Below are 12,016 nucleotides of genomic sequence, written 5' to 3'. Positions count from 1 at the left end.
CGCCTCTGTTCCTGGTCCCGGTGTTCCCGGTTTCTGATCCCGGCCGGTCCGCGTCAGCCGTCGCTCCGTCGCATTGTCCCCGGCGCGTCCGCGCCCCGCAGCGCGTCGCCGACCCGACGCGCACCGCCATTCCACGAGACTTCTTGTACTTCATGTCTTGTACTTCTATGGTGGGTGCATGACCGAGGAACCCACCCGGCACCTGACCGATCCCCGGGCGATGCGCGCGCTGGCCCACCCGACCCGGTTGAGACTGCTCGGCGAGCTGCGGGTCCGGGGCCCGCAGAGCGTCGGCATGCTCAGCGACGCCATCGACGAGGCGGTCGGCTCGGTCAGCTACCACCTGGGCAAGCTGGCCGAGCACGGCTTCGTCGAGGAGGCCCCCGAGCACGCCCGGGACCGTCGGGAACGCTGGTGGCGGGCGACCCACGCCCGAACGTCCTGGGAACCGGTCGAGGTGCTCGCCGACCCAGAACGCCGGGCCGCCTCCGACCTGCTGCGCCGCGCCGTGCTCGACCGGTACGCGGAACGCCTCGGCCACTACCTCGACGTCGAGGCGACCCTCGACCCGCAGTGGGTGCGCGGCACCGCCAGCGCCGACTCCTGGCTGCACCTGACCAGCGACGAGCTGATCGAACTGCGGGCCGAGCTGGAGGCGCTGGCCGCCCGCTGGCAGGCCCGAAGCGATCCCGCCCGGCCGGGGGCCGAGACGGTGTCGCTGATGTACCACGCCTTCCGGGACCAGCGGTGACGCCGCCTCGCCGTGGCCCGCTGGTCGGCCTGCTGGTCGGTCACACGGTCTCGCTCACCGGCAACATGCTCACCCTGATCGCGCTGCCGCTCTATGTGCTCGCCGAGACCGGCTCGCCCGCCGCCACCGGCCTCACCGGCGCGGTCGCCGCCGTACCGATGGTGCTCGGCGGCGCGCTCGGCGGGGTGCTGGTGGACCGGATCGGCTACCGCCGGGCCAGCGTCCTGGCCGACGTGGTGTCGGCGCTGACGGTCGCCGCGGTGCCACTGCTCGACGCCACGGTCGGCCTGCCGTTCTGGGCGCTGCTCGGGCTGGTCTTCGCCAGCGGCCTGCTCGACACCCCCGGGCAGACCGCCCGCAACGCCCTGCTGCCGGAGGCGGCCACCGCCGCCAGGGTGCCGCTGGAACGGGCCGTCGGCTGGTACGAGGCCAGCGAGCGGGGCGCCCGGCTGATCGGCGCCCCGATTGCCGGTCTGCTCGTCGCCGGCCTCGGCGCGCTCCCCGTGCTGGCCCTGGACGCCGTCACCTTCGCGGTCTCCGCGCTGGTCGTGACGGTGCTGGTGCCCCGATCGCTGCGCCCGGCCATGCCGGCTGACCCGACCGGCGGCGGCTACTGGCGGGAATTCGCGGCCGGGGTGCGGTTCCTGACCCGGGAGCCGCTGCTGCGCGCGGTGGTGCTGCTGGTGCTGGTGACCAACTTCCTCGACGCGACCAAGAGCAGCGTGCTGCTGCCGGTGGTGGCCGACCGGGAACTCGGCGGAGCGACGGCGTTCGGCCTGCTGGTCGGCGCGATGGGTGGCGGCGCGCTGGCCGGGTCGCTGCTGTTCAGCGCGGTCGGCCACCGGCTGCCCCGCCGGGCCACCCTCGTCACCGCGTTCGCCCTGGCCGGTACGCCGCCCTTCTGGGCGCTGGCCGCCGCGCCGCCGCTGCCCTGGATCATCGCGGTCTTCACCCTGTCCGGCTTCGCCGCCGGCGCGATCAACCCGCTGCTCGGCGCGGTGGAGCTGGAACGGGTGCCGGCCCACCTGCGGGCCCGGGTGTTCGGGGTGATCGGGGCGGGCTGCTGGGCCGGCATGCCGCTGGGCGCGTTCGCCGCCGGGGTGGCCGTCGACGGCTTCGGCAGCACACCCGTCCTGGTCACCGTGGGCGGCTGCTACCTGCTGGTGGTGCTCACCCCGCTACTCGGCGGCCCATGGCGCACACTCGACCGCCCGAACACCCCCAACCACCAGGCACAAACCCCCACACCGGTCAGCTAACCAACCCCCGCCCCGCCCCGGCCCCCCGCCCCGTTCGCGTTCCCGGTTCCCGGTGATCAAGAGGTTTGCGTCAACTTGAAGATCGAAGTTGACGCAAACCTCTTGATCAATTGACGCAAACTTCTTGATCACCGGGGCGAGGTGGACCGGGGCAGGGCAAGGATGGGATGGGGCGGGGGTGGGATGGGGCCAAGGCACGGTGAGGTGGCAGGGCACGGTGCGTCTGGCGGCGGGCGTGCCGGCGCGATGCGGGTGGGGGCCGACCCGGGCGTCGGGCCGGAGGCAGGCCACGCCAGAGGTCAGTCGCGGCGCAGGTCGGTGTGGGCGGCGCGGAGACGGTCGACGGCCGGGTCGGTGCCGGGTGGGACGTGCCGGTCCAGCTCGGCCCAGACCTCGGCGAGGGCGTCGGTCACGGCCCGCAGCTCGGCGGCGTGCCGCAGGGCGCCCTGCCGGTGCGACTCCTCCAGCCGACGGGCCCAGCCGGCGGTCACCGTGGCGAGGCGGTCACCGTCGGCGCGGGCCTGGGCGGCGCTGCGGGCGGCGGGGGCCGGCACGATCGCGGCGACCGGCCGGGTGTCGCCGTCGCGGGTGACCAGGGTGACCGTGTCGGTCAGCTCGGCCATCGCGATCAGCTGGGTCAGCCGGGTACGCAGCTCGCGCAGCGGCACGGATCGGGGTTGACCACTGTGGTGGGACAGCGCGGGGGCAGCCATGTCCCCATGGTCCGACCGGGGTATGACATTTATCGCCATGACGGTCCGGGTGGGGACGCCATGACCGTCCCGGTGGAGGCGCCATGACGGTCCGGGTGGGGTGGACCAGGCGTCCACCCCACCCGGGTCGGTCAGCTCGCCTGCAACGTCACGTCGTCGATGACGAAGCTGGTCTGCAACGAGGCGTCCTCGGTGCCGGTGAACTTCAGGGTCACCGTCTGCCCGGCGTACGCGCCGACGTCGAACGAGCGCAGCGTGTAGCCGGTGGCCTTGTTGAGGTTCGAGTACGTCGCCAGCGTGGTGCTGCCGACCTGGACCACCAGTTTGTCGTACGCGACGGTGGTGGTCCGCTCGGTGGTGTCGATGTGCAGGTAGAAGGCGAGGGTGTAGGAGGAGCAGCCGGCCGGCACGGTCACCGACTGGGACAGCGTGTCGGTGCTGGTGCTGCCGTTGCCGTTGAGCCACGCCTTGTAGGAGCCGGTGCGGGCCGGCTGGCTGGACGAGTTGGTGATGACGCCGGTGGTGGCCGTCCACGGGCTGGTGCCCGACTCGAAGCCGCCGTTGCCGACGACCTGGCCGCCGGTGCAGCTGCCGGTGCCGGCGACGGTGACGGTGTAGCTGGCCGTCCGGGTGGCCGAGCCGGTGCCGGTCACGGTCAGCGTGAAGGTGCCGAGGGCGGCGCTCGACGACGCGCTGACGGTCATGGTGGACGAGCCGCCGGAGGTGACCGACGACGGGCTGAACGAGACGCTCACGCCGCTGGGCGCACCGGAGGCGGACAGGGCGACGGTCTGGGCGCTGCCGCTGGTGGTGGCGGTGCTGACCGTGGCTGTGGTGGAGCCGCCCCGGACCACGCCGCCGGCGGTCGGGCTGACCGCGACGGAGAAGTCGTTGGTCGGGGTGCCGCCGCCGACCGCGAGGTCCCAGATGGCGTACGCGACGCCGTCGGCGCTGCGGTTGAGGCCGGTGGCGTTGATGTTGCTGGTGGTGTCGCAGGAGGAGTGGTAGCACGGGTCGTACGCGGCGTTCGCGGTGCCGCCCCACTTGCTGGCCTGGGAGCTGGTCTTGCGGGCGCTGGCCCCCATGGCGTAACCGGAGGTGGGGATGCCGGCCTGCTGGAACGAGTAGTCGTCGGAGCGGCCCTGACCCTCGGTGTTCTCCTCCGGCGACAGCCCGAGCGAGTCCCAGTACGCCTTGAGCGGCGCGGCGGTGCTGGAGGTGACCCGGTTGATGAAGTAGCCGCCGTTGGTCGAGGCGACCATGTCGAAGTTGTAGTAGCCCTTGATGTAGCCCTTCTGGGCGGTGGTCAGCGAGTTGACGTAGAACTTGGAGCCCTGTAGGCCCTGCTCCTCGCCGTTCCACCAGGCGAACCGGACCCGCTTGCTCATGGCCGGGCTCTGCTGGGCCAGCACCAGGGCGTTCTCCAGCAGCACCGACGAGCCGGAGCCGTTGTCGTTGATGCCCGGTCCGGCGGCGACGCCGTCGAGGTGCGCGCCGAACATGACCACGTCGTCGGCGGGGCCCTGCGGCCACTCGGCGATCACGTTGTTGCCCCGGTAGGTGCAGGTGGTGCAGGTCTGCTCGGTGACCGTGTAGCCGGCGGCCTGGAGCTTCGACTTCACGTAGGCGACCGAGGCGGTGTAGCCGGCCGAGCCGGCCCGCCGGTTGCCGCCGTTGCTGGTGGCGATGCTCTGGAACTGGGCCAGGTGCGCCTGGACGTTGCTGACCGAAACGTCCGGTGCGGCGAGCGCGGCGACGGCCGGCGCGGCGGTGGCCGGGCGGGCGGTCGGGGTGGCCGAGGCCGGTGGCGCGGCCAGGGCGAGCGTCACCGCGGTGACGGCGGCGATCGCCAGGGTTCTGCGCTTCATGCGAGCTCCTCACGGGGGTCGGCGGGGGTCCGCGCGGGCGTCACCGTCCCGTGTGCCGGGGTCGGCATGGGGGTGCACGGGAACCCGCGACCCGGGGGTGGGGTCGCGGGGGAGACGCCGGGGAAGCAAACACTGACATGTATCAATCTGCGGGTCAATCCGTCGGACGGTGTCACATTCCCGGACGACGCCGGGAGGGGGCCCGGGACCCGGCCACGATGATCTCAGCGCTGGGTGTAGACAACGCGCGTATACGCGATGTGTATAGTCGCCCGCATGTCCATCGGCCAGACCTTTCTCGGCCTGCTGGAGGCGACCCCCCGGCACGGCTACGACATCAAACGGCGCTACGACGAACACTTCGGCCACTCCCGCCCGGTCGCCTACGGCCAGGTCTACGCGACCCTGTCCCGGCTGCTGCGCGGCGGCCTGGTCGAGGTGGAGGCGGTGGAGCCCGGCGAGGGCCCCGACCGCAAGCGGTACGCCATCACCGAGGCCGGCGTCGCCGACGTGGCGCAGTGGCTGGCCCGCCCGGAACAACCAGAGCCCTACCTGCAGAGCGTCCTCTACACCAAGGTCGTGCTCGCCCTGCTCACCGGCCGCGAGGCGGCCGAACTGCTCGACGTGCAGCGCGCCGAGCACCTGCGGCTCATGCGGGAGCTGACCCGACGCAAGCGCGGTGGCGACCTCGCCGAGCAGTTGATCTGCGACCACGCCCTGTTCCACCTGGAGGCCGATCTGCGCTGGCTGGAACTGACCACCGCCCGGCTCGACGAGTTGGCCGCGCGGGTGCGCGCATGAGCGCCCCGCTGCTGGTCGCCGAGGGTCTGCACCGCAGCTTCGGCGAGACCGTCGCGCTGGTCGACGCCGGGCTACGCATCGACGAGGGCGAGGTGGTCGCGGTGCTCGGCTCGTCCGGCTCCGGCAAGTCCACCCTGCTGCACTGTCTGGCCGGGATCGTCCGCCCCGACCGGGGCCGGGTCGTCTTCGACGGCCGGGACCTGGTGACGATGAGCGACGCCCAGCGCAGCGCCCTGCGCCGGGAGCAGTTCGGCTTCGTCTTCCAGTTCGGGCAGCTGGTGCCCGAACTGACCTGCCTGGAGAACGTCGCGCTGCCGCTGCGGCTGGCCCGCGTCCCCCGCCGCGAGGCCGAGCAGCGGGCCGGGCAGTGGCTGGAACGGCTGGAGGTCACCGAGGTGGCCGGCAAGCGCCCCGGCGAGGTCTCCGGCGGTCAGGGGCAGCGCGTCGCGGTGGCCCGTGCACTGGTCACCCGCCCCCGGGTGATCTTCGCCGACGAGCCCACCGGCGCCCTGGACTCGCTCAACGGCGAACGGGTCATGCGGCTGCTCACCGAGGCCGCCCGGGACACCGGGGCGGCGGTGGTCCTGGTCACCCACGAGGCACGGGTGGCCGCGTACTCCGACCGGGAGGTCGTGGTGCGCGACGGGCGTACCCGGAATCTGGAGGTGGCGGCGTGACCGATCGGGGCGCGCTCGCGGACCTGGCGATGGGTGCCCGGATGGCCGTCACGGGCGGCCGGGAGGGCTGGATCCGGGCCCTGCTCACCGCCGTCGGTGTCGGGATCGGGGTGGCCATGCTGCTGCTGGCCACCGCCGTGCCCGGGGCGCTCGACGCCCGGCAGGCGCGCGGCGACGCCCGCGACGACCTGCGGTTCGGCGAACAGGTCGCGGCCGGTCCCGGCACCCTGCTGGTCCACGCGCTGGACACCGAGTTCCGGGGCCGGCCGGTGCGGGGGCGGCTGCTGCGGCCGGAGGGACCGGCCGCGCCCGTCCCGCCGGGGTTGACCGCCCTGCCCGCCCCCGGCGAGGTGGTCGTCTCCCCCGCCCTGCGCCGGTTGCTCGACTCCCCCGACGGCCCGCTGTTCGCCCCCCGGCTGGGCGGCGCGCGGGTCACCGGGACGATCGCCGACGAGGGCCTCGCCGGCCCCAACGAACTGGCCTATTACCAGGGCGACGACCGGTTGACCGACACGTCCGGGGCGACCCGGCTGGACCGCTTCGGCGGCGGGCTGCCCGGCGAGGGGCTCGGCCCGGTGCTGATGCTGCTGGTGGCGGTCATCTTCGTGGTGCTGCTGCTGCCCATCGCGGTGTTCCTCGGCTCCGCCGTGCGCTACGGCGGGGAACGACGCGACCGGCGGCTCGCCGCGCTGCGCCTGGTCGGCGCGGACACCACCATGGTCCGGCGGATCGCCGCCGGAGAGGCCGCCGCCGGCGCCCTGCTCGGGGTCGCCGTCGGCATCGGACTCCTGCTCGCCGGTCGCCAGCTCGTCCCGCTGGTCACCCTCTACGACATCAGCGTGTACGCCGCCGACATCCGGCCGCCCACCGCGTTGCTGCTGGCCGTCGTGCTGGCCGTGCCGGCGCTGGCCGTGCTGGTGGCGATGCTGGCGCTGCGCGCGGTCGTGGTCGAGCCACTCGGAGTGGCCCGGCGCGGCACCCCGGCGCGTCGTCGGCTCTGGTGGCGGCTGGTGCTGCCCGCCGCCGGCCTGGCCCTGCTGCTGCCCGTGGCCGGTCTGCGCGACGGCGACGGCGGGATCACCAGGTGGGTGGTGCCGGCCGGGGCGGTGCTGCTGCTGATCGGCACGGTCACCCTGCTGCCCTGGCTGACCGACCTGCTGGTCCGGCGGCTGCGCGGCGGCCCGGTGTCCTGGCAGCTCGCGGTCCGTCGGGTGCAGCTGGACAGCGCCACCTCCGTCCGGCTGGTCAACGGCATCGCGGTCGCCGTCGCCGGCACCATCGGCCTGCAGATGCTCTTCGCCGGGATCGCCGGGGACTTCACCACCGCCAGCGGGCAGGACACCTCCCGGGCGCAGGTGCAGGTGCAGTTCCGCGACCAGCCGGACCTGGCCCGGGTGCTGCGCCAGCTCGGCGGGGCGGCTGGGGTGAGCGCCGCCACCGGCACCCTCAGCGTCGGGGCCAACGCCGGCGCGCCGGACGGCCTGCCGGTGGACGTCCGGATCGGCGACTGCGCCGCACTGGCCGAGTTCGCCCATCTCGACAGGTGCGTGGACGGGGACACGTTCCTGGTGTCCGATCCGCGCGACCCGGCGGTCGTCCCCGCCGGCACGACGCTGACCGTCGAGGACGGGTCACGGTGGCGGGTGCCGGCGACGGCGCGGCCCGCACAGGCCCGGCCCGACCCGGCCGGCTGGATGCAGAACGCGGTGCTGGTCACCCCCGGCGCGGTCGGCTCGCGGACCCTCGGTCCGTTGCGCTCGACCGTCTACCTCCAGCTCGACCCGGCCGCCCCCGACGCGGTCGAACACGTGCGCAACGCCGCCGCCGCGATCGACCTGACCACCCCCGTGTCCGTGCTGTCCTCGACGATCGTGTCGCCCCGGTTCGCCGACATCCAGCGTGGCCTGGCCATCGGCACGGTCGTCACGCTGCTGCTGATCGCCACCAGCATGCTGGTCGGCACGCTGGAGCAGCTGCGGGAACGCCGCCGCCTGCTGGCGATGCTGGTGGCGGTGGGCACCCGACGCAGCACCCTCGGCTGGTCGGTGCTGTGGCAGACCGCCCTGCCGGTCGGGGTCGGGCTGGTGCTGGCCGCCGGCTTCGGGCTCGGCCTCGGCGCGGCCCTGCTGCGGATGGTGCAGGCCCCGGTCACGGTCGCCTGGCCGGTGGTCGGCTTCTCCGTCGGGCTCGGCGCGCTGACCGTCCTGGCGATCACCGGGCTGAGCCTGCCCCTGCTGTGGCGGCTCACCCGCGCCGACGGGCTGCGTACCGAATGACCCGCCGGTCCGGGTCGGCGGCGGGTGCCGACCCGGACCGGGCGGTCAGCCAGCGTACGGGGTGACGACGTCGAGGACCCACGTCACGCCGAACCGGTCGGTGAGCATGCCGAACCCCGGGGCCCACGGCGACGGGCCGTACTCCTCGATCACCTGGGCGTCCTCGGCGAGCCGGTGCCAGAGCACGCCGACCTCCTCGGCGCTGTCACCCCGGACGGAGACGAAGAACCGCTCGCCGGTCAGCGTCGTCCCGTTCTCACGGGTGGTGGCGGTCGGCGCGGCTGCGGCGGGTGCCCCGGCGGGCACGTCGTAGGCCATGACGGCGAAGCCGTTGTCGGCGGTGACCTGGCCGAAGACGACCCGGTCGGCGTCCGGCAGGTCCTTCGGCATGCCCAGGTCGCCGTAGCTGACGACGGTGCTGCGGCCACCGAACACGGACCGGTAGAACTCCAGCGCCGCGCGGGCGTCACCCCGGAAGTTGAGGTGCGTGGTGGCGGAGATGGCCATGGTCGACTCCTTGCTGATGGTGCTCGACGCCCGTAAGTGGGCTGGTCAGGAGGAAGATTCGCAGCAGTAGGTGACAGGTTGTGGCACCTACTGCTGGCAGAATCTCCCCTCATGCCGACCACGTCCGCCCGCCTGCTCGCCCTGCTGTCGCTGTTGCAGAGCCGGCGGGACTGGCCCGGCGGGGTGCTGGCCGAACGGCTGGGCATCAGCCTGCGTACGGTGCGCCGCGACGTCGACCGGCTGCGGGAACTCGGCTACCCCGTCGCCGCCGTCAAGGGCCCCGACGGTGGTTACCGGCTCGACGCCGGCACCGAGCTGCCCCCGCTGCTGTTCGACGACGAACAGGCCGTCGCCCTGACCGTCGCGCTCCAGGTCGCGGCGACCGGCGCCGACGGGGCACTCGCGGACGCCGCCGCGCGGGCGCTGCACACCGTACGACAGGTGCTGCCTGCCCGGCTGCGGCAGCGGGTCGGGACGCTCAGCGTGACCGCCGTCGCGCGACCCGCCACCACGGCGGCCGAACCGGTCGACGTCGAGGTGCTGCTGGCGCTCGGCACCGCCGTGCACGCCCGCGAGATCCTGCGCTTCGACTACGGCACCGACCGGACCGCCGGGCCGGCCCGGCACGCCGAGCCGCACCACGTCGTCACCTGGGACGGCCGGTGGTACCTCGTCGCCTGGGACCTCGAGCGGGCCGACTGGCGGACCTTCCGCGTCGACCGGATCACCCTGCGCCCGCCGCACGGGCCACGCTTCACCCCGAGGCCGCTGCCCGGCGGGGACGTCGCGACGTACCTCACCGGGGTCTTCCGGGGCTCGGGCGGCGGGTCGGCGGACTGGCCCTGCCGGGGCACGGTGCTCCTCGACCTGCCTGCGACGACCGTGGCCCGGCACACCCGCGACGGCCTCGTCGAGGAGATCGCCCCCGACCGGTGCCGGCTCACCCTCGGGTCGTGGTCCTGGGTGAGCCTGGCCGCCGCCGTCGCCCGGTACGACACCGGCATCACCGTCGTCGGCCCGCCGGCCCTCACCGAGGCGTTCGCGCTGCTCGCCGACCGGTTCACCCGCACCGCCACCGGTGGTGGTGCCGCGCGGTGACGCGGCCGGGTTCCGCGGACGCCCCGGCGCGGTCAGGCGAGCAGCGGGAGCGCGCCGAAGGTGTGGTCCCGCCACAGCAGCCGGGAGGCGTCCTCCGGATACGCGGCCACCGTCGACCGCCCGTCGAAGATCCGGGTACGGCGACCCGCGTCGTACGACGGCCAGCCGGGGTCGCCGGTCGCGGCGAACGTCGTCCACGCTTCGCGGAGCTGCCCGGACAGCTCGTGCGCCGCCGGCGGAGGCGGATCACCGATCAGCATGGCGGGCTGCCCGCTGGTCAGGTTGCCGAAGACCAGCGGCACGTCGAGACCGTGACAGGCACCGAGGTCACCGCCCAGGCCCGGGGCCGGCCAGGTCAGCTCGTAGAGGTACGCCCGGCCGCCCCCGGCCAGGTGTGCATCGGCCAGGTGCAGGCTCGGCATCCGGAACAGCCAGTCGGCGTTGACCAGCTCGTAGAGCTGCTCGTCGGTGGCGGCCGGGAACGCCTCCCGGTAGCGGCGGGCACCGTCCGGGCCGGGGGCCAGCATCCGCAGCGCCGTCCCGGTCTGCTCCGGCGTGACCTGGCCGAGCACGCCGTCGAGCAGGCTGAACAGCCGGTGCTCGTCGCGGGTGTGCCCGACGAGCAGGTCGACGTCCCGCGCGGCACCGTCGGCCAGCGCCCGCCACGGGGTCGCCGGCAGCACGTCGCCGTCGACGACCGGCGCGAACGGGATCGGCCGGTGGGTGATCTGACCCCACCGCTCCCGCCACTGGAGAATCTTGGCCGAGATCGCCTGGCCCACGGCCGGCAGCCGATCCGGCGGCACCGCCGACAGGTCGGCCAGGGTCGGTCGTACCCCCAGCTCGGCGGCGCAGGCGGCGGTGACGTCGGCGGCCAGGTCGGGTGAGAAGAACGTCCCCGGGACGCTCTGCGCGACCGCCCGCCGGAACAGCCCGGCGGCGCGCGGCATCGCCAGCAGCGCGGCGACCGAGCCGCCGCCGGCCGACTGCCCGACGACCGTCACCCGGTCCGGGTCGCCGCCGAAGGCGCGGATGTTGTCCCGCACCCACTCCAGGGCCGCGACCTGGTCGAGCAGCCCCCGGTTGGCCGGCGCGCCGTCGAGCTGCCCGAAACCCTCGAAGCCGAGGCGGTAGTTGAGCGTCACCACGACGGTGCCGCCGGCGGCGAGGTGCCCGCCGTCGTACTCCGGGAGGCCGGAACAGCCGACGAGGTAGCCGCCGCCGGGAATCCACACCAGGACCGGCAACCCGGCCGCCGGGTCCGGCTCCGGCGTCCAGACGTTGAGCGTCAGCCAGTCGTCGCCGGCGGCCTGCGGGGCGGTCCCGAACGCGCCGGGCTGCGGGGGCGGCGGACCGAAGGCGAACGCCTGACGTACGCCGTCCCAGCCGCGTACCGGATGCGGCGCGGCGAACCGGAGGGCACCGACGGGCGGTTCGGCGTACCGGATGCCCCGGAACACCGCCCGGCCCGCCTCCCGGCAGCCGCGCAGGACACCTGACACGGTACGGACTTCCGGCTCGGACTCCGACGGCATGCTGGCCCCTCCCCCGCTCCCGGTCGGCCGCAGCATCCCAACGCCGGCCGACCACCGGCAAACCATTTAGGGCCGGTGAACGAGATCGATCAGGTTGAACACTCAGGTCAGGTCGTCGAGGAGCCGGGCGACGTGCTGGCGGATCTCGTCGCGGACCTCGCGGACGACGGACAGCGGCTGGCCGGCGGGGTCGGTGAGCTTCCAGTCCTCGTAGCGTGTGCCGGGGAAGACGGGGCAGGTGTCGCCGCAGCCCATGGTGACGATCACGTCGCTGGCCTCGGCGGTGTCCCAGTCGAGGATCTTCGGCTGTTCACCCGCGATGTCGATGCCGACCTCGCGCATGGCTTCGACCGCGACGGGGTTGACGTGTTCGGCGGGTGCGGAGCCGGCGGAGCGGACCTCGACGGTGTTCCCGGCGAGGTGGCGCAGCCAGCCGGCGGCCATCTGGGAACGGCCGGCGTTGTGGACGCAGACGAACAGCACCGACGGCGTGGTGTCCCGGGTGGGGGTGCTCATGGGTGGTGGGCCTCT

11 protein-coding genes are annotated in these 12,016 nt (G+C 74.1%); 6 read left to right on the top strand and 5 right to left on the bottom strand.

From position 1 onward, the window contains the following. Positions 1-178 precede the first annotated feature (178 nt). Complete coding sequence (locus tag JQN84_RS23695) at positions 179-751, top strand: winged helix-turn-helix domain-containing protein (RefSeq protein WP_204960704.1); 573 nt, start codon at positions 179-181, stop codon at positions 749-751. Next, positions 748-2,010 carry an MFS transporter gene (locus JQN84_RS23690; protein ID WP_204960703.1) on the top strand — a complete coding sequence of 421 codons (1,263 nt, stop codon included), beginning with the start codon at positions 748-750 and terminating at the stop codon, positions 2,008-2,010. Before JQN84_RS23695 ends, JQN84_RS23690 begins: the two co-directional genes overlap by 4 nt. A 299-nt stretch (positions 2,011-2,309) precedes the next feature. Here JQN84_RS23690 and JQN84_RS23685 read toward each other — a convergent pair whose 3' ends face one another. Both JQN84_RS23685 and JQN84_RS23680 read right to left on the bottom strand, forming a co-directional pair. Then, positions 2,310-2,723, bottom strand: a complete 414-nt coding sequence (locus JQN84_RS23685; protein WP_204960702.1) for a type II toxin-antitoxin system Phd/YefM family antitoxin — start codon at positions 2,721-2,723, stop codon at positions 2,310-2,312. A 131-nt stretch (positions 2,724-2,854) separates the two neighbouring features. Further along, positions 2,855-4,591, bottom strand: a complete 1,737-nt coding sequence (locus JQN84_RS23680) for a M28 family peptidase (protein ID WP_204960701.1) — start codon at positions 4,589-4,591, stop codon at positions 2,855-2,857. A 276-nt stretch (positions 4,592-4,867) separates the two neighbouring features. Between JQN84_RS23680 and JQN84_RS23675 the strand changes: the two genes are divergently transcribed. From JQN84_RS23675 to JQN84_RS23665, 3 genes are read left to right on the top strand one after another with little or no spacing between them, the layout of a single operon-like run. Continuing rightward, positions 4,868-5,392, top strand: coding sequence for a PadR family transcriptional regulator (locus JQN84_RS23675; RefSeq protein ID WP_088646373.1), 525 nt, complete (start codon positions 4,868-4,870; stop codon positions 5,390-5,392). Continuing rightward, complete coding sequence (locus JQN84_RS23670) at positions 5,389-6,069, top strand: ABC transporter ATP-binding protein (RefSeq protein WP_204960700.1); 681 nt, start codon at positions 5,389-5,391, stop codon at positions 6,067-6,069. The genes JQN84_RS23675 and JQN84_RS23670 overlap by 4 nt, the downstream gene beginning before the upstream one ends. Beyond that, positions 6,066-8,345, top strand: coding sequence for an FtsX-like permease family protein (locus tag JQN84_RS23665; RefSeq protein ID WP_204960699.1), 2,280 nt, complete (start codon positions 6,066-6,068; stop codon positions 8,343-8,345). The genes JQN84_RS23670 and JQN84_RS23665 overlap by 4 nt, the downstream gene beginning before the upstream one ends. Positions 8,346-8,390: 45 nt before the next feature. Here the strand turns inward: JQN84_RS23665 and JQN84_RS23660 are convergent, their stop codons facing one another. Beyond that, positions 8,391-8,852 carry a VOC family protein gene (locus JQN84_RS23660; RefSeq protein ID WP_204960698.1) on the bottom strand — a complete coding sequence of 154 codons (462 nt, stop codon included), beginning with the start codon at positions 8,850-8,852 and terminating at the stop codon, positions 8,391-8,393. Between the two features lie 111 nt (positions 8,853-8,963). Here JQN84_RS23660 and JQN84_RS23655 point away from each other — a divergent pair, with 111 nt between their 5' ends. Further along, the gene (locus JQN84_RS23655; protein WP_204960697.1) at positions 8,964-9,950 is read left to right on the top strand and encodes a helix-turn-helix transcriptional regulator; all 987 of its coding nucleotides are present in this window, start codon (positions 8,964-8,966) and stop codon (positions 9,948-9,950) included. A gap of 32 nt (positions 9,951-9,982) precedes the next feature. Here JQN84_RS23655 and JQN84_RS23650 read toward each other — a convergent pair whose 3' ends face one another. After that, the gene (locus tag JQN84_RS23650; RefSeq protein WP_204960696.1) at positions 9,983-11,485 is read right to left on the bottom strand and encodes a carboxylesterase/lipase family protein; all 1,503 of its coding nucleotides are present in this window, start codon (positions 11,483-11,485) and stop codon (positions 9,983-9,985) included. A gap of 102 nt (positions 11,486-11,587) precedes the next feature. After that, a complete protein-coding gene (locus tag JQN84_RS23645) occupies positions 11,588-12,001 on the bottom strand; it encodes an arsenate reductase ArsC (protein WP_204960695.1) in 414 nt (137 codons plus the stop codon). Positions 12,002-12,016 lie beyond the last annotated feature (15 nt).

The organism is Micromonospora humidisoli, assembly GCF_016900955.1.
Lineage (GTDB): Bacteria > Actinomycetota > Actinomycetes > Mycobacteriales > Micromonosporaceae > Micromonospora > Micromonospora wenchangensis.
The sequence above is the reverse complement of the archived record's forward strand: the minus strand, read 5'-3'. Positions and strand labels throughout refer to the sequence as shown.